This window comes from Paenalcaligenes sp. DL 463, assembly GCF_057475185.1.
Map to the genome: position 1 here is coordinate 1,688,669 of NZ_JBYBKX010000001.1, position 26,400 is coordinate 1,715,068.

Consider the following 26,400-nt stretch of genomic DNA (forward strand, 5'->3'; position numbering starts at 1 on the left):
ATTAAAAGCCCTACGTCTTTTTTTATCTAAGCCGTCGTTAAGGCCCAGCCCATACCGAGACCGAACTTCGTATAAATAAATTGGGATCCGCCCCATTCCATCGAGTCACGGTATGCACAAGAAAAAATGCCGAATTAATGGGCTCATCATTAAAAACATCCGTCGTGAAACTGTTTCCGTTTAAGGTCACACAACGATAACTGGTCGCTAAGCACAGCTGAGTCAGAACAGTTGCATCACTGTGGTAATGCAATAACACATCCACACGATGGATAAGTGCAGTATTTGCTTGCCACTCGGCCGGCGGATCTATCTTGTAATTCACCGGCTCATTCAGCTGGCTTATTCGAGGGCTTACCTTCGTTTTCAACCACGACTCGGAAGCATGAACATTACCAATGAGTAATACGGCTATACCTATGGTGAAGGCAACTACGACAGTTCGTAGGCAAAATCGCATCATAAAAACATCCAAAAACAAATACGACATAGTCCAAGAGGCCAATGTGAGTCTCGCCTCACCCGCGTCTAGCAATTACCCTATGCTGCTCACTGTATGCAAAAACAGTGGATTCCACACTATGAAAAACCCAGTCAAAAACTTAAGTTTATTTTCAAGTTTAGCTCGTAACTTGTTAATTTAACGATAAATTTCTGATAGTATTCATTTTATCCAGAACCCCACCACTCGACGGCCATGAAACCCATAAGAACCCAAGCAAACACGCTGTTGCGTCGAACACAACGTCCCGCAAAAACGCTGTTAGGAATCATTAGTACGGCGCTACTTTTTGCTCCTATTGCTTGGGCAAACACGCAGCGCGCCGTCGAACAGAGTCCGACTGTTTACCATAATCCACATATTGTATTTCAAAAAAACCTACACCCTGTCAGTTTGCAGACGCGGGATCCGTTAAACAGTCTGAACCCCCAAGGCCCCCGTGCTTCGCTGCATTCCGAAGTGGCTTTTGTACAAGATCTGCAAACCTCTACAATATTGTACGAAAAGAACAGTGCTGAAATTCGTCCTATTGCCTCGATTACCAAGTTGATGACGGCACTGATTGTTGCAGAAGCCGCTCAGGACATGAATGAAGTCCTAGAGATCACCAGTGCCGACATCGACCGATTAAAGAACTCTAGCTCACGTCTTAGCGTTGGTTCTACGCTAACACGCGCAGACATGCTGCATCTCGCGCTAATGTCCTCTGAAAATCGAGCCGCTAATGCTTTAGGCCGCCATTACCCAGGCGGCTTAGCCGCCTTTGTGCGTGCCATGAACGATAAGGCTCGCGCTTTGGGAATGCGTCAAACGCATTTTGTCGAACCTACGGGGCTATCCAGCGAGAATATTTCTAGCCCTAAAGACCTCGTTAAATTGCTACAGGCCACGTCTACTCACCCTCTGATCAAGCAATACACCACGAGCGAAAATTACTCAGTGCAACCTGCCCGAGGCAGACAGTTGGTATTTAACAATACCAATCGCTTAGTAAAAAACGATAAATGGAATATACAAGTCTCTAAAACTGGGTTTATTAACGAAGCGGGCCAGTGCTTGGTGATGCTAACCAAAATTGATGATCGTGATGTGGCTATCGTATTGCTGAACGCTCAAGGACGTTATTCACGTATTGGCGACGCTGTTCGTTTACGTAGCTTGGTGGAAAGCAATCCCCAATTGGCCATGCTATAGGCCGATGCGCTCATAACCCGAGGAAAGCGATTCAGCCTATAAAAACGTTACAATCAAGGCTATCGTTATCATCCTCTGCATCGGCTTATTATGAAAATCAAACCGTTAACGCGCTATCTTTCACTGTCTGTGCTGTGTCTGGGCTTAGCCTTTGCACAACCTACGCTCGCTACTTCCGCGACTGCGTCCATGCCCCCACCGCAATACCATGGCTCGCTGGTGGTAGTAACAGGTGGCATAGGAAGTGATGAAGTGGCAGCGTTCAGACGTGTACGAGCCAATTATGCTTTAAGCTTAAATTACTCGGTCACTAACAATGGAGACCGAGCCGCCTTTGTCTCGGATGTGCAGGTTGTGATCCGCGACTCTGCCGACCAAACGCTCTTGAACATGACGACAGACGGCCCCTTCTGCTTTATTCAAATCCCGGCCGGTGAGTACACGGTTCACAGTACTTATCTGGGGCAAACACAATCCCATTCTGTCCGGATATCATCACAGCCCACCGCATTAGACATACAGTGGGCCGACCCATCAGTCCAAACAAATAAGCACGAATAAATCGGCTTTTTTGAGTTCTGTCACGACATAATCGATCATTACAAACCAAGGCTTGCCCATGTCTCAACAACTGAAAAACACCCTTACTGATCACGTAAAAGAAGCGATGCGAGCGCGTGAAACCGTGCGTTTAAGCACATTGCGCTTGCTGCAGTCAGCCATCAAAACTCGCGAAATCGAAACCCAGCGAGAGCTAGAGGATGCTGAAATTATCACGATCATCGAGAAGCAGGTTAAACAGCGTCGAGAATCCATCTTGGCCTTCGAAAAGGCCGGTCGTATTGAAAGCGCCGAAAAAGAGCAACAGGAAATTAATACTCTGCAAGACTATCTTCCTGAGCAGGCAAGCCAGCAAGACGTGCACGCCGCCATCGAAACAGCGATTGCTCAAGCCGTGCAAAAAGGTATCTCTGGCCCTGCGATTATGGGCCACGTCATGAGCAGCGTTCGCGCTAATTTAGCAGGCAGAGCCGATATGGCCGAAGTCTCTCAAGCCGTCAAAGCAAGACTCTCTACCTCCTCATGAGTCACTTGATGGATACGCTCGACACGAAAGGACTCAAACTGGAAGGTGATCACTTCGGCCTGCACATTCCTTTCATGGACACCCTCGGCTTGGAGACGGTTCACGCTGACGATCAAGGCGCCCATACTTTTTTACGTTGGTCTGAAAAAAACGTGAATAGCCGTGGGGATGTACACGGCGGTGCCCTAATGAGTGCATTAGATTACACACTCAGCGCCGCCGCACGAGCGCATATTCCCGATTCAGGCATGGCCACCATAGAAATGAGCACACAGTTTCTAAGTCCGGCTCGCGGTGACATTCAAGTCACCGCAAACTGCCTACACATTGTGGATGACATCGCCTACTGCAAGGCAGTGGCTATCGATGACAAAAAACGTACAGTTGCGACCGCCACGGCAAGCTTTAAAGTAGTCAGGCGCCGCGGTGAAAACTCAAGGGTTTAATACAAGGCGCTTAATTACGGAGTAACCGCGCTAGCACTTAGCGCAGGATAATCAGTATAGCCACGAGGCCCATCCGTATAGAAGGTTTCTGTATCAGGCTGGGCCAACAGCACTTGATCTTTAAATCGTTCTACTAAATCGGGGTTTGCAATATAAGGGCGTCCAAAGGCGACCGCATCGGCACGGCCATTAACGACCACTTGTTCTGCCAACGCCTGATCATAATTTTCATTAACGATCAACGTGCCCGTATAAGCTTGACGTATAACAGCAGTAATATCTCGACTTAACGCCGATTCCCTACAAAAAATAAACGCCACCTTACGTCGCTCAAGTTCTGCAGCAATATGTGTAAATAAGCTAGCAGGAGCCGAGTCATGCATGGAATGAGCCTGCCCCCGAGGCGACAAGTGCACGCCAACGCGACCATACCCCCAAACCGTGGCACATGCATCAACCACCTCTAAGAGCAATCGACTGCGATTGCTAATGCTGCCCCCGTACTCATCCTCACGGTGGTTACTGCCATCACTCAAAAACTGGTCGATTAAGTAACCGTTCGCGGCGTGGATCTCTACCCCGTCAAAGCCGGCTGCGATCGCATTTTGCGCCGCATCTTGAAAGTCAGTAACGATATCAGCGATGTCAGATCGACTTAGCGCACGCGGCACAACATAGGCACGCGTAGGGCGTAACAGACTGACGTTTCCTTCACAGGCAATCGCACTGGGGGCGACGGGCATTTGCCCATTCAGCAACTCGGGATCAGACACCCGACCCACGTGCCATAACTGCAGGAAAATTTTTCCATCTTTAGCGTGCACGGCTTGCGTGATATTTTTCCACCCCTCTATTTGGGCAGAACTCCAGATGCCAGGCGTGTGCGCATAACCCACCCCTTGTGGCGATACGGAAGTGGCCTCGGCAATGATTAAACCTGCGGATGCACGCTGGCAATAATAATTACGCATAATATCGCTGGGAACGCGACCTTGAGCGGCCCGCGTACGGGTCATCGGCGCCATAACGATACGATTTTCTAGCTTAATATCACCCACTTGTAATGGGTCAAACAAATTAACCATACTGCATACCATCCTGTAGGAGGTGATCGAGATAAGCCCCGATCTCTGCAACCCAGTGAATACCCGGATAAGGGTTTTTACCAGAATTCACCCTTTACTACCACGTTCTTTACATTTTAATTTCATCTATCAGTAGCACTAGCATAACAAAAGTGCACCCAAGCTCTAGCCAAAACACGGAAAAAAGCCCCGCATGCAAACACGGGGCTTGAGTAGACAGAAAAGGAAGGATTAGTTCACGATATTCACCGACTTCACTTCAATTTCGGTTCTACCAATCAAACCTTTATCCACTTCCCCTCGAATCTCGACCTGACTGTCGGGTGTTAAGGTGGAAGCCGGAAAAACCTCTTCGTCGATGTCAACTTGTATCTCACCGGTGCCATCTGTGAAAGAGTACTTATCGTCACCATCAAGCTTAGTTAGCGTTCCTTTAAGAGTAACAGATTGATCATCTTGAGTATTTTCAAGAATCTGCCCTACCGAGGTGGCAACGGGTAACGTTTCATCAGCGGCAAAGGCTGGCCCTGTAAAAGCCAAGCCGGCTAAGCCGATTGTTAAGCTTGCGGATACGGACTTAAGTGTAAGGTTCTTCATGTACTTTCTCCTTAGTGTTGGAAAAGCTAAGTCCATACTAGAAGCTCTGAACCACCTAATGGTGTAGGGGCGTAGCAACTCGTAATCGTTTGTGATCGGTCGGTTAATGTGATTGTGTATAGTACGAAGTGTAATGGCCTATAACGGCTAACTCTTCGGCAACAGCAAGTGATAAGGCCTCGTTCTTATTAGCTTCTTTGCTGTTACATAAACTCATTTCTTGTTTGGCATACTTTTTTAAATGACAGCACTGTTATTTGACACTGAAACTACCGGTACACGTAACCCTCAAGTGATCGAAGCAGCATGGTTAATGCTCGACTCCCCTTCTTCTTTACACATTCTTGAGACCTTCGAGGCCCGCTATTGCCCTAGCGAAAAAATTAGCCTTGGTGCGTTGGCGACTCATCATATTTACGATGAGGAACTGCAGGGTTGTGCTCCCCATACGGAATTCCGCCTACCTGATAACGCACAATACATTATCGGACACAATATCGATTATGATTGGCAAGTTTCAGGCTCACCAGATATCAAGCGTATTTGCACACTTGCTCTCAGTCGACGATATTTTCCGAGCCTAGACAGCCATAGCCAATCGGCATTGATGTATCACATTGATCGAGCCGGCGCACGCGAACGCCTCAAGAATGCGCACTCTGCTTTAGCTGACGTACACAATTGCCTGTTGCTACTGCAGACGTTAATTCAAAAAATAGAGACGCCCATCACAACATGGGAAGCGCTTTGGCTTCTCTCCGAGCAGGCTCGCATTCCAACGATTATGCCTTTTGGTAAGCATCGAGGAATGCCAATCAGCGAGCTTCCCCCCGATTACAAAGCCTGGTTACTGCGGCAAGACACGCTTGACCCCCATGTCAAAATGGCGGTTCAAGCCACGCTCTAACCTAACGAGTTCTGTCGCTACACCAGCCAATGACTAACGGCATGTATCACTAGCCCCACTACGCCTCCAACGAGCGTGCCGTTAATTCGAATAAACTGCAGATCCTTACCGATTGAGGTTTCTAGCTGCGCGACTAACTCGTGCTCATTCCATGCGATAACACGAGCCTCGATGTACTGAGCGATTTGTAATCGATATTTTTCAATCAGAGCAGGGGCAAACTCGTCAATCTTCTCATTCAATACACTTTGCATGGCGGGATCGTTCGACAAATGGGCAGCAAACGCCGTTGTGCTTGCGCTCATTCTCGCACGCAGTTCCGAATCCGTTTTCGCTAAATCATCTTGTAGCCAGTCGATAATATCGGCCCAAAGGCTAGACAAGTATGCCACTAAGATGGGGTGATGAATGATTTGCTCTTGAAGCTGGTCGGCCTGCTTATGAAAATGGGGGTCGCGCTTAAGTTTGCGAATTAACAAGCGTAAATAGCCATCGAAATTGCGCCGTAATTCGTGGCTGGGATCATTAGAAATCGCATCGAGTTCTTTAGAAAAAGCTCGAACCAGCTTCTCGGTAGACCATCCCCCGGCTAAACGACTTAAGGACTTCAAATGCAACGAGGCGTTCAGCTCGTTGGTGATAGCTTGGGCGACTCGGCGCTGCACACTTTCGTTTTGTAGCAGGTGATTCAACCACTTTAAAACATGATTCAGCAGCTCTTGATGGCGCTTGTCGGTGGTTAGGCCATTGATAATACTACCTAATAGCGCACTGCCGTCAATGCGCTTCAAACTTTCAACCGCCGTCGCTTGAATGAATTTCTCTGCTCGCTGATCTCGTAAGGCAGACAGGCTGTGTAATACGGCTAAACCCACGTAGTCACTAACTAGCTGAGCATTCGTTGGTCGGGCAAGCCAATGGGCAAAACGCTTCGCTACATCAAAATCTCGTAGCTTTTGCATTAACTGCGCTGTCGATAAAAAATGCTCGCAAATAAAATGCGCTAAGTTTTTCCCCAGCTGTGCTTTTTTTCTTGGAATAATCGCTGTATGGGGAATGGGGAGACCTAAGGGGTGGCGAAACAACGCTGTCACAGCAAACCAATCTGCCACGGCCCCCACCATAGCCGCTTCGGCAAAGGCCGTGAGATAGCCCCATCCGCCCGTGCCGTCTCCCACCACCTTCGAAAACACAAACAACGCTGCTGCAACGAACAACAGCGCCGTTGCGGTCGTCTTCATACGATTATACGGAGAGTGAAACCAATCTTTCACGCGAATCCTGAAGAAAGTATAGGTTAGCCGGCAGAAACCTCGTTGATAGTCCTCGCAGCAGCCGTATCGCTTACCTGCGTTAACGCATCGGTATGAATAAACGCTGAGCGAATCTCGACCTCTTCTACAAACCACGTGCATTCAACTCGCCCATGCGTTAGACCAATTTGAGTAATCGTCATTAAAGGGCCACCGCTATTTAACTTTACTACATCACCTATACGTATTTTCATAAAAAACCATCAAAACAAAAAAGAAGAGAAGACATCGCCAACGTCTCATTGACATGCAGCGCACATACTAACAGCAAAAATCATCTCACAACGCCAAGCCTATAGACGAAAATTCCCAAGCCTGCACGGGTGAACTAAAAAGAGGTAAAAAGCACATAAATAAACACCAGAAAAACGTGGGAAATCAAGCTTTTCTACATGCTCATAACTCTATGCACAGTATAAGAAAAGGCAGCACATTTCTACGAAATAACTGATATTCTCGCGTTGCTTTGAACACGGTTGTCATCACCGTGTTTATCGCATCGATCCCTCTTATTTCTTATCATCATCTATGTTAAGTGTATTTTTAACCTTTGCCGGTATTTGTCTCTGTATTAATGGGGTCAGACTGTATCAGTCAGCATCCAGTGTTATCGAGAAACACATCAGTGAAAAAGACGCCGCTATTGTTAATTTGTTTACTGGGGTTTTAGGCTTGGTGGTCATTAACACCATGATTCAAACATCAAGCATGGTCGTTATCGACTATTCATCCGCCGCATACGTCGGGCTATTTGCACTAACCTATGTTTGGATAGGGGTGAATGCCTATACGGGCTCCGACGGTAAAGCGCTCGGCTGGTTCTCATTACTGGTTAGCGGTATAGCCGTCCCCACGGCGTGGATCACGTTGCACAACGCACAAACCGTGTTCGATCACTGGCTAGTCGTAAGTTGGCTGTCATGGGCCGTACTTTGGTTTATGTTCTTTTTAATGCTGGTTCAGAAAAAAAAGATCACCAAATTTGCTGGATTGATGTCAATGGTCCAAGGGGTCGGTACCGCCCTATTGCCCGCTTTGCTTAACTTCTGGAAATTTATTTAGTGAACAAGCCTTACACCAACCCATAGGCTTATAACATTTGGCCCAACACGTCTTGCTTGTTGGGCCTTTTATCTAAGAAACCATAATGATCGTGTCAGGCGCCACCAGCTATTAGGCAGCAACCGGATGGGCTTTCAAGTCAGACGCGGCAGACGGTTGTGCCACTTTAGATTTTTTACTGTAGCGATTCCATAACTTGTCGTGTAACGGCATCAACGTAACATTACAAATGGGCTCTACTACGGCGGCTAAACCGCCAACGGCTACAGAACCGGTAAAGCCGTACGTCACAGCAAATGCCACAACCATGTGTAAACCAACCTGACTTGTTTTAAAAACCACTGTACGCATAATAGTCTCCTGAATCGATATCTCATTGTAATGAGAATAGATCCTACTTGCATTTGATTGTTTTTACCGATTCGATAGCTTTTAACTATATGGCCTCAGAGTCTGTTTTTACTTAGTCTCAACCAAGGGCAATAAATGAAGTCCGGTGCGATGAACAAACTCTTCATAGCTAATGGGCGCGCTGGCTTTAGTATCCGCACTGTGCTGCTGCCAATGCACCCACGATCTTTGCGTGGTCGCGTCATAAACCAACTTATATAAAAAGTCGGGAATAGCAACTTGCCCTTTACCAATCGTCTTCGCGTCCGCAGTGTACACAGGCCCTGTGAACACATACACGTCACCCTGAGCCCTCATGACATACTTGCGTGTGTCATTTTCAATTTTGCTCCAAGCCCCCGCATTATGCCGTTGATTCTGCGGAACCATATTGGCAAGCGAAAAGCTTTGCGCCATCGCGTCATTATTATGCATATCGCCGGCTGGCGCCATGTGACCACGCGAATAACCTGACCCACGATAGTCGTCTAGCTCTGCACGTTCAGCCTTAGGTAGTCGCGCCTCCGCATAGAACCTATCAACACGCTGTACATGGCGAGCCTGTGTCAGCATCTGCTTATTTAAGCGCTGAGCAACAAAAACAGGCGTCTTGGCCCCAGCATGATGGAGCAATGCAAAGGCGCTAAAGCAGAGTTCTCGTTGCCCTTGCGCTGCCGGCACAATGGGTGGCTTGTTCTGTGGGAAAAACTCACGACATTGAGCGAAGCTGGTTTGAACATAAGCGCCGCTGTCGTGCACTGCTGAAGCCGATTGCGTTTGCTGCGGCCACTCAAACTGACTGATCAGCGCATCAACCACGTCCCAATCGCGCAACTGGGGATTTAACGCGCAGCTCGCGATACCAAATGACGTAATCGCAGAAACGCTAATCGTTTTGATAAAGCGTTTAAATGAGCTAAAACGGGTCGGCTTAGAGGAAGGTCTTCGTGTACGTGAAACTGTTTTTCTTTTGGTCGCCATACTGCTCTTATCAAGTTCTTCAAACTGGACTTTTTTGTCCGGCTCTAAAACTGATTATAGGCGATCAAAAAATAAGGCTACGACCGTTTACACATCGTAATGGAACGGCTACCCATACCGACACGGGTAGCCGTTACGTCTCGGAATCAATTCAATTGACAATACGTAGTGAGTCCACTTCGATTTCAGGAGCTCGAGAAAAACCCGTGTCCACTTCGCCTGTGATCTCTACTTTTGTTTTTTCATCAATGGGTTGGTCAGGAAAACGTTTGGCATCAATTTCAACAACAATCTCTCCGCTACCATCGGAAAAAACGTATTTCTCATGATTGGTTTTGCGAACAAGATTACCTGTTAGCTGCACATCTTGATCATCAATCGGATTCTGCAAAATTGCGGCTACCGAAGCCTCGCCTACCGCTGACGGTCCTACGTACTGTGCAGCAACAGGAAAACTTAACGGTAAACTCAATACCGCGAAAGCCAAAATATGACGAAGACGCTTTACACCCATATTTATTCTCCAAGTGATGTTCACAATAAGTAACCTAATCATAGTATGGCACCTACATGATACCCTCGCTACTTGGCCTCGTGCCTAAACGTAACAACTACCAAGCAAAAGACACATCCCGATAGTAAGGTACTTGGCGTTTTTGATGCTACTGCGGCTTATTGATTTAATTTCTTAGGTAATCAGTGCCATTATTTACGTTTTAATGTAGCGTTACTGGGCAAAATCGGCGTAAAATTCAGTAGCTTAAAACTAAAAAGGATAAACGTGTTTCCAACTAGACTAACCTCTGGCTACCAATCATTTTTGAACGGTAGGCTATCGCGTGAACGCGAACGCTACGAAGAACTCGCGAAATCTGGTCAACATCCTGAAATTATGGTGATTGGGTGTGGAGACTCCCGTGTAGCGCCCGAAACCATATTCGATGCCGGCCCGGGCGAGGTGTTTGTGATACGTAATATCGCTAATCTTGTTCCTCCTTGCCAACCGGATACGGAAACCTCATTCCATGGTACCAGTGCTGCCATTGAGTTCGCTGTGAATGCGCTTAAAGTTAAGCATATCGTCGTACTCGGCCATGCCAGTTGTGGGGGGATTTCAGCATTCGCCAGTAAAGCTGCTCCGCTAAGCAAACGCGATTTTATTGGTAAATGGATGTCTCAAATTGCGCCTGTTGCCGAGCGCGTGGGCCCTCCCTGCGAAAACCGCTCCGAATGGATTCAGAAGCTTGAGCTCGCTGTCGTGGATTACAGTCTCGAAAACCTTCTGACTTTTCCCGCTGTCACAGAAGCTATTGAAAACGGAAGCTTAACCTTGCACGGTGCCTACTTTGGCGTGGCTACAGGGCTTTTATTCATACGTGACCCCGAAAGTGGTCGTTTCATGCCCTACTGTGAAGAAGCGATAAACTAAAAAACCGCCGTTAAGGCGGTTTAATATAAACACCACTAGTGATCAATCAAGATTACTGTTTAAGCAACGATACACCAGTGCTCCAATCACGCCCCCTACAATGGGAGCCAGCCAAAACAGCCAAAGCTGTTCAATAGCCCAGCTTCCTTGAAATAGTGCCACGCCAGTGGAACGAGCTGGGTTAACAGAGGTGTTGGTAATAGGGATGCTGATAAGGTGTATTAACGTAAGCGACAAGCCAATGGCGACGCCTGCCAGCCCTGCATTTCCACGCTTATGAGTTGCTCCCATAATAATAAAAATAAAAAAGGCCGTTAACAGCACTTCCGCCACTAAAGCAGCGCCTAAGGAATACTGGGCGGGGGAATGCAACCCATAGCCATTTGAGGCAAAACCAGCGCTAGCATCGAAACCTACCTTACCAGAAGCTATTAGATAAAGTGCCGCTCCCGCAATGATGCCTCCCACCACTTGCGCGACGACATAGGGCAAAAGCTCGCTACGAGGAAACCGGCCTCCGGCAACCAAACCGAAGGTCACAGCAGGGTTGATGTGGCAACCAGAAATATGCCCGATGGCATAGCACATCGTTAATAACGTTAAGCCGAATGCTAAGGAAACCCCGGCAAACCCAATTCCTAATTCGGGAAACGCGGCAGCAAATATGGCGCTTCCGCATCCGCCAAAGACCAACCAAAAAGTACCAAAAAGCTCGGCACTGCAGCGTTTCATTAGAGACATGGCTGTTCATCCTTTTTTTATCTTGATGCAAAGGATTCTAGTCAGCTCTTAGCGCTCGCGCCTCCGTCAAAACTAAACAATTGAAAACAATTAACCTTTTCTAACCTTTAGAGCGATCTGCAAGGTTTGGATCGTTCTCGTCGCCGGGGATATTATCCGACTCGTCCGGTAAAGGTGATTCACCGGGTTGACGTTGCGGATGCACATCAGAATCTATCTCGGGCTTGGGTTGAAGCGGCTTTATGGGTTTAGTGCTGCTCGGCGGTGTATCACTGGCGACATCACTGTGCGACTTTTTGAAACTCATCATTGCCTCCGAATCCGATTTATCACGCGCTACACCTACTGAATGTAGTGCAAAACACAATCTTGACCACGTCGAAATGAATCGTAGCGTAAGCGAATATGCCGATACGCCGCCTTATCAAAACCAGTCTCGACTCAAGAAATCCCGTTTTCCCCCAATGCCGTCTGCTCTAAGTGTTCTTTAAGACCATCACTTAAGGTTAATTGCCGTGCTAGCTCATCTAAATAAGCTCGTTCCATAAAACTATCTGCCTCAGTGACCAACACACTGGCCAGATAGATCTCTGCACCTTGTTCTGGGGTAGAAGCAAGCCGCGCTACCGCCACGGGGTCTGCTGGGCCGTTCAACTGCGCGGCCAGCCAGTTCTGATCCTCTGCAGTGCCTTGCAGCTTCTGAAACTCGGTATCAAGTAAGGCTTGTTCGTCTTTCCCGATATGACCATCTGCTTTTGCAGCAGAAATCATCGCTGCAACAATAATGCGGCTGTGGTGCTCAACCTCAGGGGCTGGGAGCTGCGCAAAGGCTTGCGCAGGCTGAACGGGGGTAGCGCCCTGCGCTGCTGTGGCATTCTCTTTCTTCTGCCATTCTCCGTAGGCACGGTAAGCCACCGCACCCAATGCGGCCATACCACCATAGGCGGCTACTTTACCTCCCATCTTTCTGAACTTTTTGTTGCCTAACAACAATGCTAAAGCCCCACCCGATAAGGCTCCGCCCGCAAAGCCTTTCATGGAGGGCAGGCCACTATTATTCTGAGCCCCTTCGGTTTGATTGCCGTTTTGGACCATCCCTTGGGCTGACTGAAGCATTTGCTGCAAGATACCTTGAATCGACATAATTATTCCGCGAGATAAAAAAACTTAGAGACAAGGCAAGTATATTAGTTCCACACCTAGCGTAAGCCCTAACGTACTGGTATAAAAATGTTTATCATTTGATACTGCTATAAGGTTATTACGACCAATTTGATAAAAACATATGACCGACCATCAGTTTACTGTTATTGCAAACCTGCTTAAGCTATGCCCTCATCAACGGGCCAAGGCACACCAGGCCCTGTTCAATGGCAACGGCAATATCGACACGACTAACGACATCGTAGAGCAAATTCGCGCCACCGACGCCGCCATACGAGGGGCTTATGTGATTCATGGACCAATGGACTTTCGTATCACTGTCGGACACAGAGACTTCCATCGCGCCCCCGGTGCATTAGCAATACGCGTCGGGGACACGGTCCGACTTATTGCGCAATCGACCGAACGATGGATACCGGTGCGTGTTACCTCACTACCGAAAACGGCTGCCGATTACTTTAGCGGTGTCATTACCGAGCAACTCGTGCCCGCCAGTCGCTTCCAAGTCGGCAACGCCGTTAGGTTTAGCGAAGATCAGGTATATGTGGAAGAGCCACGGGCATCAAGACGTCAAGCCATTCCTTAAAGAACAAGTAAGGCCTCATCACATCTGCGCTTTAACGTTAGTAACCGCAGGAACACAACTTGCTAACAAAACAATCCTTTTTAGGAGAATGTGATGAGCAGAGACGACATTGACGTTAATAAAGCGAAAAAGACCCAGCAAGACAACACCAAACCCGAGCAAACCCATGTGCCCACACCCGTCCCAGAGCGCGAAATAGAATTACCCGACGAAAAGCAGGAAATTGATCTTCCCAATCACGACCCACAAGACACTACCAAGCATAAAGCGACGCAGTTTGACGGCAACCCGAACCCGCAAGGTGCGCCGAACAACCCACTAGGGCCTAAAGACGATACGCCCGTCAAACTAGAGAAGACCCGAGGACATCGAGATGAGTAGTAACTAGCCACTAGGTCACAACACTGCCCTTCCCTAACTCACACCACAATTAAAAACAAAAAAGGACTTGCAGCGTTGAACACTGTAAGTCCTTAATTTGTTAGGGTAATTTTGGTCGGGACGGAGTGATTCGAACACTCGACCCCTTGCACCCCATGCAAGTGCGCTACCAGGCTGCGCTACGCCCCGAAAGAACGAAACTATAGCACGTGTATTTACGATTTGTCAACACGCGAGGGCTATCTGCGCCTTTTTCTTAGGGCTGGACAGCCTAGGCTATTGGGGCTGCATGGCCTAGGCCATGCAGCCCATCTTCGACTGAGACCACTAGGCCTAGGATGAATTTCAAATCTACCTCGTAGCATTCACAAACATGAAAGAATGCACCGCCGTTGCGTTGCTACGTATCGTTCCTATTGCAAGGAGTCTGGTCACAATGCTTGAGCATCCCCTACCTCAGACTGAACCTCACCCAGTAAGGTGCTGCCGTGATCGCAACTGACCCCAAACTTTTGAAGGGTGTATTGGCAATCAGCTTACTGTTTTCCTTTACACCTACCCTTGCTACTGAGCACGTTACTACGTCGATCGATCGCTACCACAGCGTGATTGAGCAAGCTCGTCAGGGACATTACGAGGACGCCTTGGCGTACTTGGACGAAAAAATAACCCAAAACCCTTTTGATACCTTAGCAAAACGCGACCTCATTGTAGTAAGAAGCTGGGCGGGCTTACACCACAGCGCCCTCACGCTTTATGAAAATCGTGGACTGAATGTACGAAACTCGGATCCCGATTACGTAAAACAGGCTGCTGCTACGTCGTATCTGGAGACCCAACAGCCCAAGGCCGTCTTAGCCCTTATCGCTGACACAACCCGCCTAACCGGACAAGCCCCCTCTTCGACAGAGTGGCAAGTCTTAACACTGCGAGCATTAATTCAAACGGGCGATAGCAGCGCGTTACGTCGCCAACGCGATCAGTTGTTGCTCAAGGCAACAACGGCACGTGAACTTGCCGCGCTCAGCGAAATATTTATGCAAGCTGGATTGGGACATGATGCATTAAGCGCTGCGTCGCTGGCCGTGCAACGTGAACCGCAGAGCGTGCAATGGAAACAGCACTACATCAAGGCATTGCACCATAGCGGCTCTCCTCGCCAGGCTTTAGATTATGCGACGCAACACCAAATCTCGCTTAATCCCGAACAGCTCGCAACCTTAGAAACCGATGCGAACGCCGAGCTCACGCGGCAAAGTTTGCTGCATGCTCGCCAAACTGACGAGCGTTACGCCGTCGCCGAGCAAGCTATCGCACGCTATGACGCGCTATTGGAAAAATGGCAACCAAAACTTGACGCAAATCATCCGATTGTTCAACGACTAACCCTCGATAAGATGCTTGCCCTTAACGCGGCGGCCCGTCCAGCAGACGTTATTAGCGAGTACGAGCGGTTGATTGCTATGGATGCCAGTGTTCCGGACTATGTTCTGGACGCCGTTTCGTCGTCTTATCTCAGCCTACAAGAGCCTGAGCAAGCCGCAGCAATCTATCAGCGTCACGACACCAGTACTGCGTTAAGCTCCGAGGCGATTTGGATTCGTCGTTTGAACCAGAACTATGTCTATCAAGAAAGCGGTATTTTTGCTCAAGCCGATAACGTGCTCGATGAAGCCTTACGTGACACTAGCAAGTGGGTATCGGTCAAAGGCGCGGTAGAAGCCGACCCCAACCCACGTTATCTGGATATACAAACAACCATTGCCTTACGCCAATACTATGCCAATAACCTTCCTCAAGCGCGTGAAACGGCTAAGGAACTACTCACCCAAGCTCCGGGCAACTCACGCTTACGCGTGCACTATGCCAACACATTGCGCGCGAACGGGCTGCCCCGTAAAGCAGAGCAACAGCTAAAAATCGTAGAAACCACAGAGCCTGTGGATCGAGCGCTTCTCCTCAGCCAAGGGTATAACGCCCTTGCTCTGAACGAATGGGAACAGGCTCGTAGTTTGGATGACTACCTGATGACGCATCACCCTGAAACCAACGATGTGCAGCGTTTTCACCGTCGATGGGAAACCCATCAGTTAAATGAGTTAGTCATCAGCACAGGTACCGCTCTGGACTCAGGCAACACAGCCGATGGCGATAACGGCATCTGGTTTAATTCAAAGCTCTATACACAGCCCGTAACCGATGAATGGCGTCCTTTTGTGGGCTACCAGCTCAACCACGCGAAGTACGACAATCGAAGCATTAGCTTTCATACTGGTCTGGCGGGTATGCAATGGCGTAGCCGCAACAATCAGGCTGAAATCGAAGTGAATACCCAAAACTACCGGGACAAGAATCGCGTAGGGGCTCGTGTGTGGTGGGAGCACACCTTTAGTGACCATTGGAAAGGCGGGGTTCAACTGGCCGCCCGTAGCACACAAACACCGCTGCGCGCCTTGAGTCACGGGGTTCACAGCAACCGAGCTGATTTTTATATACAGTGGCAAGCATCAGCGTTAAGCCCGTGGCGCTTACGCTATTCTCCGTCTCGATTCACGGATGGAAACCAACGCAACGAAGTATTCCTAACCGGTCAGACAAGGCTCTTAACTCGCGATCGTTATCTCATTGACGGCATGCTAGAAGCCTCGACATCACGCAATAGTCTCGGTAACACGCAAACACAAGACCGAACGCCTTACTTCAATCCGAAAAGCGACTTTTTCTTGCTTCCAAAACTCGGTTTTGAGCAGCTGCTGCACCAACACTACGAACGACGTTGGTCGCATCGATTGGAACTGGGGGTGGGCACCTACCACCAACAAAGTTATGGCTCAGGCTCGGTGCTATCGGCCTCGTATAAGCACCATCTCGCCGTGAATGATCGCTTCTTTACTTCATTGGGAGTTTCAGCCATGCGACGACCCTACGACGGCATAAAAGAAAATAATCTCAACGTCATTCTTGAACTTAACTGGCGGTTCTAATGCTCACTTTACTACGCCCCTTATTCAAGTTCCTCGTATACAGTGCCGTGCTGCTTAATTTTGCCTGCACGCATTATGCTGAGCCTTTCACACATCCTGCCGAACGTGAAAAGCCTGCTAATGAATCCGCCTGGCGAGAAAACACGTATCTGGTTCTTGCGTGGCATGACGTCGAAGACAGCGACCCCGATCAACGTTTTCTAAGTGTTAGCACCGCCCACTTGCAACAGCAATTTAGTTGGCTAAAAACAGCCGGATACACCCCCGTTTCGGTGGATCAAATCCTTGCTGCCCGAGACCAGGGCAAGCCTCTACCCCCTAAAGCCGTATTACTCACATTTGATGATGGCTATGCAAGCTTCTATGAACGAGTCTACCCTTTACTGCTGGCCTATCAGTGGCCAGCCGTTCTTGCCCCCGTTGGTATATGGCTAGACACGCCAACAGAAAAGATGGTGGACTTTGGGGGCGAAATGGTTTCCCGCGATCGTTTCCTATCTTGGGATCAAGTCGCGCAAATGTCGCGATCCGGTTTGGTTGAGATTGCCGCACACTCTTACAACCTACATCACGGTCATATCGCGAACCCCCAAGGTAATACCCAGCCAGTGGCCGCATCCCGTTACTACGACTCAAAGTCTGGGCAATATGAAAGCGAAGCGCAGTTTAAACAGCGTATTGGTACTGACGTACAACGCATTACAGAGAAAATACAGCAGGTAACCGGCAAGGCTCCACGCGTATGGATTTGGCCTTATGGCCGAGCCAACGGTCTGGCTCTGGCCGAGTTAAGTAAAGCCGGCTACGAAATGGCCATGACATTGGAAGATGGCTTGGCTCATGTCAGCAGCCCACTGAACACCCCGCGCCTGCTCATCAACAAAAATCCGTCTACGATCGACTTTTCGCACTACGTCGTGGCAGCAGAACGCCCCCCGATAAAGCGATTGGTTCACATTGATCTGGATTACGTTTACGATCCCGATCCGGAACAGACTGAACGCAATCTCGACCAACTCGTGCAACGCATCGCTGATCTCAATATTCCCATTGTGGCATTGCAAGCTTTTGCCGACCCAGAGGGAGACGGGTTGATTAAGTCTGTGTATTTTCCAAACAGCGTTCTACCCATGCGAGCCGATTTATTTAACCGCGCGGCATGGCAATTACGAAGCCGTGCCGATGTACGCGTCTATGCCTGGATGCCGGTTTTGGGGCTCGATCTTGATGAAAAGATCACCCGCGTCCATTACCGCGACCCCAATACGCAAGAGACCGTGATTAGCCAATCGCCCTATCGCCGCATCTCTCCTTTTGATGTGCACGGGCGACAACAAATCAAACAACTCTATGCCGATTTAGCCGCTTATACCTTATTTAATGGGCTGCTATTTCACGACGACGCCGTCCTCACAGACTATGAGGACGACAGCCCCGCAGCACATGAACAGTACAACACTCAGGGGTTTCCAGCCGACGTCTTGCAAATCAGAGCGAACCCAGACTTGATGCAACGTTGGACGGAATACAAAACACAGACCTTGAACGATTTTACGGTGGAGCTCGCGCAGGTGGTGAAGGACAGTGCCGGCCCGCAAATACTCACAGCTCGCAACCTCTTCGCCTTACCCATTCTGAAGCCGGAAAGTGAGCAATGGTTTGCACAAAATCTGGATGATTTTCTTGATTTGTACGACTACACCCTTCCCATGGTTATGCCTCGCATGGAGGGCATCGCCCGAAAGGATGAGGACCAATGGATTCGGCGCATCGTGGCTGAAGTCGCCAAACGACCTAATGGCCTAAGTAAAACCATTTTCGAAGTGCAAACTCTGGATTGGAATGCGGCTCCGGGTCAACAGCACATTCCGACCAAAACCATAGCTCACTGGATGGAGGTACTTCAGCGCGCAGGAGCACAACATTTCGGCTACTACCCCGACGACTTTGTGCTTGATCAGCCGAATTTAAAAGAAATTCGCCCAGCAATCTCTAACGAATGGTTCCCCTTCAAACAATGAAAGAGCGTATCGTCGGCATTCTTGCCCTTATCTGCGTCATATTGCTTCCCGCTTATCTTTACCTTAGCGGTCATCAATTCTTTTTGATGCTTTTTATCTTCTTTTATCCATTATTCATGGGGGCCATCTGGATTAGCGGGGCGCTGTACTTCAGGTTCCAATGGGAGCGTCACTGGACGTGGCGGCCCAGCGCACCTCCCGAACTACCCAGTGATTGCTTTGTTAGCATTCTGATCCCTTGTTATAACGAGGAGGCCAACTGCAAAGAAACCATCGGCATGGCGCTTGCCCAAAGCCATCGAAACATCGAAGTGATCGCTATTAACGATGGGTCGAGCGACAACACGGGCCAAATTCTCGATCACCTCAGTCAGCATGACGATCGACTACGCATCATTCACCTTGCTAATAACCAAGGCAAAGCGATGGCCCTAACCATGGGCGCCATGGCTGCACGCAGCCCTTATCTGGTATGCATTGATGGCGATGCCTTGCTGGATCCCGACGCGACTCATTATTTGGTTAACCCCTTAATCACACACCCTCAGGTGGGTGCCATTACCGGCAACCCGAGAATACGGACCCGATCCACGCTGGTGGGCCGCATACAAGTGGGTGAATTCTCGTCAATTATCGGGCTAATCAAACGTACCCAACGTGTATTTGGACGACTTTTTACCGTCTCTGGAGTGATTTGTGCTTTTAGACATGAAGCACTAGAAGAGGTCGATTACTGGAGCCTAAACATGGCGACGGAAGATATCGATATTACTTGGAAATTACAACTGCGTGGCTGGCGTATTTTCTATGAACCTAGAGCCTTATGTTGGGTGTTAATGCCTGAAACCGTGAAGGGGTTATGGCGCCAGCGGCAACGCTGGGCGCAAGGTGGCGCAGAAACTTTCGTCAAGTACTTACCAAAAGTCTGGCACATCCGGCACCACAAGCTATGGGGGCTGTTAACCGACTATTACCTCTCCGTATTATGGAGTTTTTCGTTGGCCATCACCAGCATATTCTGGCTCGTCGAATATGCCACACAGCAAAGCCTACTTGAAACAAGCTCGTCGATCCCCCCTTCTTTCACCGGCCTACTACTGGCTTGCGTTTGCCTGCTGCAATTCTTAACCAGCTTGATTATCGATAGACGCTACGAAGCTGATATCGGCCGTGCACTGTACTGGGTGATTTGGTATCCCTGCGTGTTCTGGCTCATTAATTGTTTAACTTGTTTACGAACCTTTCCCACCGCCATGCTCAAAAGCCGCGGCCGAGCTCGGTGGGTTTCTCCTGACCGTGGCATTGAGAATGGATCATGATCATCAAACACGCTAGACATCCGCTTTATCACACGATTGAAGTCTTACTCACCGCCTTTGGTTGGTTAGCCTTCATTTGGCTAATCACCAAAAGCATACTGTCGCTGATGACAGAGTCGTCAAGCATCGCCGCATTGAGTTTCAGCCCTATCATGCCTACCGTTAGCACCTTGAGTGCCTATCTAATGGTAGCGGCAATCAATACCGGCTTGCTAGCCCTGTGGGCACAAAGCCATCGACAGTTAACCAAACGGCGCTATGTGGATCACAGTGCAATCGATCACTTCAATGCGTCCAATGCGGCACTTTATGGCCTAGACCCCAGTAAACACAACGAACTCAGAGCCAACCGTTTTAGCATTATTTACCACAACCCTAATGGCCATATCGTTCACGTGGAAACCGCCAATTAACAGACATTTCAATGGGGTTTTCATGATTCGCCACTCTCTCTGGAGTGGTTTTTTTTTGCCTATGATCTGAAAGCCTACGCCACATTTATTCGGACATACGGCCTAGGCCTAAAGGACCAAACAGCGTAGGCCGGCTAGCCCATATGTTTAGAACGAAGGGTCACTAATATGCATTGTGTCAGTGCTTGTATCCAGCAGTGAAAAAGACTTTTCTGCAGTACACGCGACGAATTTACGGAGGGTTTCATGCGCAATCTTACATCTCGCTTAGTGGCATATGGCGTACTCGCCTTTGCGTGCACACCGGCTTGGACACAGCCTCAAAGCGAGCAGCGGAATCCTTCTGGTATCACCGATCAAATCGAAGGCACACAAGCCATTATTGAAAGCCAACAACGTCAACTCTTTGGTGATCCTTTGGCTGGCATGGTCATCAATCGCACAGTGACGGTGCAAGGCAACGATTTTTATCGTTTTTTCTCGACTATCTGGCGAGCGAAAGGCCTCGACACTCATTACACCATCGCTATTTACGAGCGCCCTACTGCGCGATGGGGAAGTGAGATCTGGGTCGAGTACCGTCGTCAAGAAATGTTTCATACCTTTTTACCCCCAGCGCGATCCCAAACACGAGCCATCAGTGAGTACGCCGTCAACTTGGTCTTCGAGAACCTGATGGACAGCGAATTTGAACGTTTGCTCATTCACAACCCTGACCTAGCACCTGAAGAATTCTAAGCCAGCAAGGAGAACGACTTGAATACCTACACAACTCGACGTGTTGCTGCTGCTTTCACAGTAGCCCTCGCCTTAGCTGCGACCAGTAGCGTCGCTAGCCCGCTTGTTTATACCCCGGTGAATCCTTCATTTGGTGGAGACCCATTGAACGGAAACTGGCTACTTAATTCGGCACAAATTACCAATAAACACAAAGATCCAGAGCAGGACCGTTTTGGGTTTCAAGAGCGCTCTCCTTTTGAGGACTTTAACGATCAACTAGAGCGCGCGGTTCTCAGTCGTCTGGCCTCGGCCGCCAGCTCTCAATTTATCGATGCCGATGGTCGATTCGTGCCTGGCTCATTTGAAACAGGAAACTTCGTTGTCGACGTAATCGATCTAGGTGGAGGGGCCTTATCCATTACCACACGCGACAAGCTCTCAGGCGCAACCACTACTTTTAGAGTTAATCAGCCATGACATCCGTACAAAAAATCAATAAAACACCACTACGCTCAGGGCCCTTTAATCGAGCACGTTCGCTTACCGTAGCGCTCATTATCAGTAGCCTAACGGCGTGTGTGCATGTGCCGCATCCGCCATCGAACGTCAATAACGCCGCTGTCTTAACACCCGCTACACCGTCCACACAAGATCTCTTGCAATTACCGCCTCCTCGGGCTCGTCTGGCCGTTGCTGTCTATGGTTTCAGGGATCAAACGGGACAATACAAACCCTATCCCGAGAGTTCATTCTCCACATCTGTCACGCAAGGTGCCACCTCGTTGCTCGTCAAGGCTCTTAAAGACTCTCGTTGGTATGTTCCCGTAGAGCGAGAAAGCCTACAAGAATTACTCACCGAACGTCGTATTGTCCGAGCCCTGGATGGCTCTAGCGATAACCAGACCTCTAGCATTGAAATTCCTCCACTGGTTCCTGCAGAAATCATGATGGATGGCGGAATTATTTCCTATGAAAGTAATGTCCGAACAGGGGGTGCGGGAGCCCGTTACTTAGGCATTGGCGCCTCTACCCAATATCGCATTGATCAAGTCACCATCAATTTACGAAGCATCGATATCCGAACCGGCCAAATTCTGCAAAGCGTATCCACCACCAAAACCATTTATTCCTACGAGATTCATCCCAGCGTTTACAAATTCGTGAATTTCAAAGACCTATTAGAAATCGAAGCCGGCGTCACCAGCAACGAACCTGCCCAAATTAGTGTGAAAGAAGCTATCGATTCGGCGCTCGTTCATCTGATCGTTCAAGGCCTTGAGGACGGTAACTGGGAGCTTCAGAGTCGTGCTGATTACGACCACCCTGTGCTATCGCGCTACCGGAATCTCGCGCGCAATCTAATGAGCTATGAGAACTACGCCGCCACACAGAATGCCATTTTTGCTGACGTCGGTTTTGTCAGTGATGGGGCCGAAGCCCTTGTTGTAGAACCCTAAATTTTTGTATTGCCCGACGTTGGAGACCATCGGGCAAACCTAAGCAATGGTCTCTTTTTATGTACTAGGAACCCAGTCATGAAAATTAAATTATCGTTAGTCACTGCAGCTGTAGCTTTTGCATTTGGCGCAGTACCTACCATTGCATCGGCTGATACTGCTACCGTGGGCCAGTCAGGCTCTAACCAAAAAGCCGTTATCGGCCAATACTATAACGGTAGTGCATCAGCTTCCATTCATCAGAGCGGTCAGTCAAACGACGGCTACATCATGCAGAAAAGCAACTCTGGTTCGATCAACGCATCTATCACTGCCAGTAATCGTGATAACGAGGCGGTAGTTGAACAGTTTGGCAACCGTGGTGGTAGCGCTCAGGTTTGGCAGCACGGTAAAGATGGAGACGCCTTTATTCGTCAAGACGGTAACCGTAGCACCACTGCCATGTCTGAAGACTATGGCAGAGATAACAAATCCGTTATCGTTCAAAACGGCAACCAGTCTACAACGGCTTCAATTCACCAGTGGAGCAACAGCAGAAACTCCAATGCCACCATTGAGCAGCGCAACTCGAAAAACGCCACTGCCAAAATTCAGGACGGGGGCAAAGGAAACACAGGTGTCATCACCCAGAATCGCGCTGAAAACACCTCCACCGCAAGCATCCAATTTTTGGGTGGCTCTGGTTGGAACCGATCCACAATCGAGCAAAATAACGTTTCTGGTACAGACGCCCTAACTCAAGTTGCTGGCCATGGCCATAAGTCGGTCATCACTCAAGATTACACATCGCTTTCAGATGCTGAAATCAAACAGTATGGCTACAACAACGATGGCACCATCGAGCAAAGTGGGACGAGAGGCAAACATGGCGCATCCTCAGCATTAAGCGCTACCATTCACCAATACGACACGAATAACAAGGCCACCGCAACACAAGAGGGCCACCGTGTTACCGCATCCATTGAGCAGTACGGTGATAAGCAGCGTGGCCACACTTCACAAAGTGGTCGTGACCTTGAGGCCAGCATTCTTCAATACGGCGAACGCCACTACGCTTCTGTTAATCAGCGTGGCAGTAACCAAGAAGCCAATATTACCCAGTACGGTAAACGCAACACCGCCACTGTGGTACAGCGTAACAACAACCAAACGGCTAATGTCACACAAAGCGGCCGTTATAACGTAGCAACCGTTACACAGCACTAAGCCAATGACGATCATTTAATTGGTTAACACCGTGGGAGAGGGGCTAGCCCCCTCTCACGTCTGCTTAGAGGGTGATAAAAAAAATGAACGCAGATGTAGACCTACAAGTATGGTTGGCAGCCGCCGGTACATTAAAGCCAGGGGTCGTGATCCCTTACGTGCAGAGCCCAACCAATACCACTTTAAAATATAAATTAACCACCACCCATTCATCACCAACAGGAACATCGGTGATACAGCAAGGGGGTGATTTGCAACTTAATGCCAATCAGCCCAAAGCCATTACCGAAATGTCGTTGCAGTCAAATGCCGTTGACAGTTGCAATATTCAACTTCACTTTGAGAACGCTGACGGCAAACAAATGCTTTATAGCTTTCGCTGTCCTGACTAATAGAAGATATCGCTAATTAAGACAAATACAAAAGCTTTGTTACTCTATGAACTAAAATTACCCTTTATGTCGAGTAATTCGGGTTCATTACATGCTATCAACGTAAACCCACCCTCATTCGTTGTTTATATTATGTAGCCAGGAAAATCTATGACGGCCATTCTTGTCGTTGAACCTCATCCCTTACTACGACTGGGACTTTTACAAGTTCTGGCGGAAATCGGGCCTAGCATACGCCTTCGCAGCACCGATTACAGCGATCTAAGCGGTACAGGGGCTCAGTTACAGCAATGCGACTTACTCGTCTTATCCGTACCTGACTCACCCGAAGCCACCGTCATCCTAGACACGGCCATTGTCCGTTATGCGCCAGCATCCATTTTATTATTGTCCGATCAATCGTCCACAAACCTTAGCGCGATCGCTTTGCCGCCGAATGTCGTAGGCCACCTTAGCAAAGACTCTTCACTTGATATTCTGCAAGCCTCATTCAGGCTGGTATTAGCTGGGGGAAATTGTTTCCCTCTGCGCTCAGCCCCAACCGCTCAGGTAAATAAAAAAAGCAGATTTGATCGTTTGCCGAGCATTCAAGACTATACGCCGATTCAAGCCGCTTCTACGGCCACAGCTTCTCAAGCTAAAACTACCGTAAAGGTTGGTGCGCCGCAAAATGAAGCTGAAATGCTAGGGCTGACACCTCGTCAGTACGAAGTTCTACAGCTCTTAGCCCGCGGCCTACCGTTAAAGAGCATTGCAAAAGGGCTTGAAATATCGGCCGCCACAGCAAAAGCGCACACGGAAACACTGTATCAACGGCTTAATGTCCATAACCGTAATGAAGCGGTCTTTGCCGCACTATCTCGCGGAGCCCAGCTTGGCATGGACATTGATTCGCAAGATCTCAATGAATAACGAAGCTAACGCAAAACGCCCCAAACCGATGAACTACGCATACGGCTGGGGGCGTTTTAGCTGCTTTGTGAATCGAACGAGCGCTTACAACATACCTAATTGCAAGCGTGCTGACTCACTCATCATTTCGCGACTCCAGGGTGGATCCCAAACAAGTTCAACATCCACTTCACTTACACCTTGGATAGACAGTAGCTTCAACCTTGCTTCATCCGCAATCATCGTCCCCATGCCGCACCCCGGTGCGGTTAAGGTCATATCCATACGTATATGGTAGTCTTCTTTATCTTTTTGAGTGACGGTGCACTGGTAAACCAGACCCAGATTCACGATATCCACCGGAATCTCAGGGTCGAACACATTCGTTAAAACTGTCCATGCCGCTTCTTCTATGGTTTTTTCGCTAAGAGGAAGCTCAGGCACAAAAACCTCTTCTTCCATAAGCTCTTGACCTAAGGCATCGGCATCTGAACCTTCAACTCGGTACAAGTTACCTTCAACTAATACGGTAAAACTACCGCCTAGTCGTTGGGTAATGGTCGCCATGCAACCCGCTTCAATGGTCACAGGTGAGCCGTACGGAATCGTCACTGCTGGACAATCTCGTTTAACCTCTACATCTTCACGATCGTGATAACTCACAATAAATGCCTCTATTCTGTTTTAGCCACTTCTTGTGCCTGATTAATTGCATTATGCAAGGTATGCCAAGCCAATGATGCACATTTCACTCGGGCCGGAAACTCTTTAACGCCGGAAAGCACTTCCAGTTTTCCCAAGTCATGATCAGGATGCTCGTGGGTGAGCATGGCATGCACATCGGCAAAAAGTGCTTCGACTTCCTCTTTACGCTTGCCCTTACAGGCTTCGGTCATAAGAGAGGCAGACGCCTTAGAGATCGCACACCCGTGACCAATAAAGCTGACGTCTTCAACCATGTTGTCATCATCGATGCGTGCATACACGGTAAGCTGATCGCCACACAAAGGGTTATGACCGTCGGCTGAATGGGTAGCGTCTTCTAACGCCTTAAAGTTACGGGGGCTTCGATTGTGATCAAAAATAACTTCTTGATAAAGCTCTCGCAAACCATTAAAAGGATCGCTCATCA

The 26,400-nt window shown here is 48.8% G+C and carries 32 protein-coding genes and 1 tRNA gene; 19 read left to right on the top strand and 14 right to left on the bottom strand.

What is annotated here, in order from left to right:
- Window positions 1-37 precede the first annotated feature (37 nt).
- Entirely contained in the window at window positions 38-463 is a 426-nt protein-coding gene (locus tag AC2UZI_RS07890) for a hypothetical protein (protein ID WP_486943259.1), read from the bottom strand.
- Between the two features lie 234 nt (window positions 464-697).
- On the opposite strand from AC2UZI_RS07890, the gene pbpG reads away from it, so the two are divergent.
- From pbpG to AC2UZI_RS07910, 4 genes are all read left to right on the top strand, one after another.
- Complete coding sequence (gene pbpG, locus AC2UZI_RS07895) at window positions 698-1,696, top strand: D-alanyl-D-alanine endopeptidase (protein ID WP_486943260.1); 999 nt, start codon at window positions 698-700, stop codon at window positions 1,694-1,696.
- 90 nt (window positions 1,697-1,786) lie between these two features.
- Window positions 1,787-2,257: a carboxypeptidase-like regulatory domain-containing protein gene (locus AC2UZI_RS07900; RefSeq protein ID WP_486943261.1), complete on the top strand. Its 471-nt coding sequence runs from the start codon at window positions 1,787-1,789 to the stop codon at window positions 2,255-2,257.
- 58 nt (window positions 2,258-2,315) lie between these two features.
- On the top strand, window positions 2,316-2,783 hold the full coding sequence (locus AC2UZI_RS07905; RefSeq protein ID WP_486943262.1) for a GatB/YqeY domain-containing protein: 468 nt from the start codon (window positions 2,316-2,318) through the stop codon (window positions 2,781-2,783).
- An 8-nt stretch (window positions 2,784-2,791) separates the two neighbouring features.
- Window positions 2,792-3,229, top strand: a complete 438-nt coding sequence (locus tag AC2UZI_RS07910; protein WP_486943263.1) for a PaaI family thioesterase — start codon at window positions 2,792-2,794, stop codon at window positions 3,227-3,229.
- Window positions 3,230-3,243: 14 nt separating this feature from the next.
- Here AC2UZI_RS07910 and AC2UZI_RS07915 read toward each other — a convergent pair whose 3' ends face one another.
- Together AC2UZI_RS07915 and AC2UZI_RS07920 are read right to left on the bottom strand one after the other, a co-directional pair.
- Window positions 3,244-4,314, bottom strand: a complete 1,071-nt coding sequence (locus AC2UZI_RS07915) for an alkene reductase (protein ID WP_486943264.1) — start codon at window positions 4,312-4,314, stop codon at window positions 3,244-3,246.
- Window positions 4,315-4,545: 231 nt separating this feature from the next.
- Window positions 4,546-4,911 (bottom strand): NirD/YgiW/YdeI family stress tolerance protein, encoded by a 366-nt coding sequence (locus tag AC2UZI_RS07920; RefSeq protein WP_486943265.1) that lies wholly within the window; start codon window positions 4,909-4,911, stop codon window positions 4,546-4,548.
- Window positions 4,912-5,152: 241 nt separating this feature from the next.
- On the opposite strand from AC2UZI_RS07920, the gene AC2UZI_RS07925 reads away from it, so the two are divergent.
- Window positions 5,153-5,818 (top strand): putative quorum-sensing-regulated virulence factor, encoded by a 666-nt coding sequence (locus AC2UZI_RS07925; RefSeq protein WP_486943266.1) that lies wholly within the window; start codon window positions 5,153-5,155, stop codon window positions 5,816-5,818.
- A 17-nt stretch (window positions 5,819-5,835) separates the two neighbouring features.
- On the opposite strand, the gene AC2UZI_RS07930 is transcribed toward AC2UZI_RS07925, so the two are convergent.
- Complete coding sequence (locus AC2UZI_RS07930; RefSeq protein WP_486943267.1) at window positions 5,836-7,059, bottom strand: DUF445 domain-containing protein; 1,224 nt, start codon at window positions 7,057-7,059, stop codon at window positions 5,836-5,838.
- A 56-nt stretch (window positions 7,060-7,115) separates the two neighbouring features.
- Window positions 7,116-7,325 carry a YodC family protein gene (locus tag AC2UZI_RS07935; protein WP_486943268.1) on the bottom strand — a complete coding sequence of 70 codons (210 nt, stop codon included), beginning with the start codon at window positions 7,323-7,325 and terminating at the stop codon, window positions 7,116-7,118.
- Between the two features lie 334 nt (window positions 7,326-7,659).
- Here AC2UZI_RS07935 and AC2UZI_RS07940 point away from each other — a divergent pair, with 334 nt between their 5' ends.
- Window positions 7,660-8,193, top strand: a complete 534-nt coding sequence (locus AC2UZI_RS07940; RefSeq protein WP_486943269.1) for an AmiS/UreI family transporter — start codon at window positions 7,660-7,662, stop codon at window positions 8,191-8,193.
- A gap of 111 nt (window positions 8,194-8,304) precedes the next feature.
- Here the strand turns inward: AC2UZI_RS07940 and AC2UZI_RS07945 are convergent, their stop codons facing one another.
- The 3 genes from AC2UZI_RS07945 to AC2UZI_RS07955 all read right to left on the bottom strand — a co-directional run bounded on the left by AC2UZI_RS07945 (window position 8,305) and on the right by AC2UZI_RS07955 (window position 10,120).
- Window positions 8,305-8,544, bottom strand: coding sequence for a DUF2061 domain-containing protein (locus AC2UZI_RS07945; protein WP_486943270.1), 240 nt, complete (start codon window positions 8,542-8,544; stop codon window positions 8,305-8,307).
- 108 nt (window positions 8,545-8,652) lie between these two features.
- A complete protein-coding gene (locus AC2UZI_RS07950) occupies window positions 8,653-9,564 on the bottom strand; it encodes a DNA/RNA non-specific endonuclease (RefSeq protein WP_486943271.1) in 912 nt (303 codons plus the stop codon).
- 151 nt (window positions 9,565-9,715) lie between these two features.
- The gene (locus AC2UZI_RS07955; RefSeq protein WP_486943272.1) at window positions 9,716-10,120 is read right to left on the bottom strand and encodes a YgiW/YdeI family stress tolerance OB fold protein; all 405 of its coding nucleotides are present in this window, start codon (window positions 10,118-10,120) and stop codon (window positions 9,716-9,718) included.
- A 225-nt stretch (window positions 10,121-10,345) separates the two neighbouring features.
- Here AC2UZI_RS07955 and AC2UZI_RS07960 point away from each other — a divergent pair, with 225 nt between their 5' ends.
- Window positions 10,346-10,993: a carbonic anhydrase gene (locus AC2UZI_RS07960; RefSeq protein ID WP_486943273.1), complete on the top strand. Its 648-nt coding sequence runs from the start codon at window positions 10,346-10,348 to the stop codon at window positions 10,991-10,993.
- Window positions 10,994-11,035: 42 nt separating this feature from the next.
- On the opposite strand, the gene aqpZ is transcribed toward AC2UZI_RS07960, so the two are convergent.
- From aqpZ to AC2UZI_RS07975, 3 genes are all read right to left on the bottom strand, one after another.
- Entirely contained in the window at window positions 11,036-11,734 is a 699-nt protein-coding gene (gene aqpZ, locus AC2UZI_RS07965; protein ID WP_486943274.1) for an aquaporin Z, read from the bottom strand.
- Window positions 11,735-11,834: 100 nt separating this feature from the next.
- Window positions 11,835-12,041: a hypothetical protein gene (locus tag AC2UZI_RS07970; protein WP_486943275.1), complete on the bottom strand. Its 207-nt coding sequence runs from the start codon at window positions 12,039-12,041 to the stop codon at window positions 11,835-11,837.
- A gap of 134 nt (window positions 12,042-12,175) precedes the next feature.
- Entirely contained in the window at window positions 12,176-12,877 is a 702-nt protein-coding gene (locus AC2UZI_RS07975; protein WP_486943276.1) for a tellurite resistance TerB family protein, read from the bottom strand.
- 142 nt (window positions 12,878-13,019) lie between these two features.
- Between AC2UZI_RS07975 and AC2UZI_RS07980 the strand changes: the two genes are divergently transcribed.
- Both AC2UZI_RS07980 and AC2UZI_RS07985 read left to right on the top strand, forming a co-directional pair.
- Window positions 13,020-13,484: an alpha/beta hydrolase gene (locus AC2UZI_RS07980; RefSeq protein WP_486943277.1), complete on the top strand. Its 465-nt coding sequence runs from the start codon at window positions 13,020-13,022 to the stop codon at window positions 13,482-13,484.
- A 93-nt stretch (window positions 13,485-13,577) separates the two neighbouring features.
- The gene (locus AC2UZI_RS07985; protein WP_486943278.1) at window positions 13,578-13,865 is read left to right on the top strand and encodes a hypothetical protein; all 288 of its coding nucleotides are present in this window, start codon (window positions 13,578-13,580) and stop codon (window positions 13,863-13,865) included.
- A 112-nt stretch (window positions 13,866-13,977) separates the two neighbouring features.
- Here AC2UZI_RS07985 and AC2UZI_RS07990 read toward each other — a convergent pair.
- Window positions 13,978-14,054 (bottom strand) — tRNA-Pro (locus AC2UZI_RS07990).
- Between the two features lie 299 nt (window positions 14,055-14,353).
- Here AC2UZI_RS07990 and pgaA point away from each other — a divergent pair.
- The 10 genes from pgaA to AC2UZI_RS08040 all read left to right on the top strand — a co-directional run bounded on the left by pgaA (window position 14,354) and on the right by AC2UZI_RS08040 (window position 25,289).
- Window positions 14,354-16,849: a poly-beta-1,6 N-acetyl-D-glucosamine export porin PgaA gene (gene pgaA, locus AC2UZI_RS07995; RefSeq protein WP_486943279.1), complete on the top strand. Its 2,496-nt coding sequence runs from the start codon at window positions 14,354-14,356 to the stop codon at window positions 16,847-16,849.
- Window positions 16,849-18,870 (top strand): poly-beta-1,6-N-acetyl-D-glucosamine N-deacetylase PgaB, encoded by a 2,022-nt coding sequence (gene pgaB / locus AC2UZI_RS08000; protein ID WP_486943280.1) that lies wholly within the window; start codon window positions 16,849-16,851, stop codon window positions 18,868-18,870. The genes pgaA and pgaB overlap by 1 nt, the downstream gene beginning before the upstream one ends.
- Window positions 18,867-20,189 carry a poly-beta-1,6-N-acetyl-D-glucosamine synthase gene (pgaC, locus tag AC2UZI_RS08005; protein ID WP_486943281.1) on the top strand — a complete coding sequence of 441 codons (1,323 nt, stop codon included), beginning with the start codon at window positions 18,867-18,869 and terminating at the stop codon, window positions 20,187-20,189. Before pgaB ends, pgaC begins: the two co-directional genes overlap by 4 nt.
- The gene (pgaD, locus tag AC2UZI_RS08010; protein ID WP_486943282.1) at window positions 20,186-20,602 is read left to right on the top strand and encodes a poly-beta-1,6-N-acetyl-D-glucosamine biosynthesis protein PgaD; all 417 of its coding nucleotides are present in this window, start codon (window positions 20,186-20,188) and stop codon (window positions 20,600-20,602) included. Before pgaC ends, pgaD begins: the two co-directional genes overlap by 4 nt.
- A 246-nt stretch (window positions 20,603-20,848) precedes the next feature.
- Window positions 20,849-21,340 (top strand): curli production assembly/transport protein CsgE, encoded by a 492-nt coding sequence (locus AC2UZI_RS08015; protein WP_486943283.1) that lies wholly within the window; start codon window positions 20,849-20,851, stop codon window positions 21,338-21,340.
- A gap of 18 nt (window positions 21,341-21,358) precedes the next feature.
- On the top strand, window positions 21,359-21,799 hold the full coding sequence (locus AC2UZI_RS08020) for a curli assembly protein CsgF (RefSeq protein ID WP_486943284.1): 441 nt from the start codon (window positions 21,359-21,361) through the stop codon (window positions 21,797-21,799).
- Entirely contained in the window at window positions 21,796-22,779 is a 984-nt protein-coding gene (locus AC2UZI_RS08025; protein ID WP_486943285.1) for a CsgG/HfaB family protein, read from the top strand. The genes AC2UZI_RS08020 and AC2UZI_RS08025 overlap by 4 nt, the downstream gene beginning before the upstream one ends.
- 78 nt (window positions 22,780-22,857) lie before the next feature.
- Window positions 22,858-23,985: a hypothetical protein gene (locus AC2UZI_RS08030; RefSeq protein ID WP_486943286.1), complete on the top strand. Its 1,128-nt coding sequence runs from the start codon at window positions 22,858-22,860 to the stop codon at window positions 23,983-23,985.
- Between the two features lie 83 nt (window positions 23,986-24,068).
- Window positions 24,069-24,377: a curli-like amyloid fiber formation chaperone CsgH gene (gene csgH / locus AC2UZI_RS08035; RefSeq protein WP_486943287.1), complete on the top strand. Its 309-nt coding sequence runs from the start codon at window positions 24,069-24,071 to the stop codon at window positions 24,375-24,377.
- A gap of 150 nt (window positions 24,378-24,527) precedes the next feature.
- Complete coding sequence (locus tag AC2UZI_RS08040) at window positions 24,528-25,289, top strand: response regulator transcription factor (protein WP_486943288.1); 762 nt, start codon at window positions 24,528-24,530, stop codon at window positions 25,287-25,289.
- Window positions 25,290-25,373: 84 nt separating this feature from the next.
- On the opposite strand, the gene sufT is transcribed toward AC2UZI_RS08040, so the two are convergent.
- Together sufT and sufU are read right to left on the bottom strand one after the other, a co-directional pair.
- Entirely contained in the window at window positions 25,374-25,931 is a 558-nt protein-coding gene (sufT, locus tag AC2UZI_RS08045) for a putative Fe-S cluster assembly protein SufT (protein WP_486943289.1), read from the bottom strand.
- Window positions 25,932-25,942: 11 nt separating this feature from the next.
- The gene (gene sufU / locus AC2UZI_RS08050) at window positions 25,943-26,398 is read right to left on the bottom strand and encodes a Fe-S cluster assembly sulfur transfer protein SufU (RefSeq protein ID WP_486943290.1); all 456 of its coding nucleotides are present in this window, start codon (window positions 26,396-26,398) and stop codon (window positions 25,943-25,945) included.
- Between the last annotated feature and the right edge of the window lie 2 nt (window positions 26,399-26,400).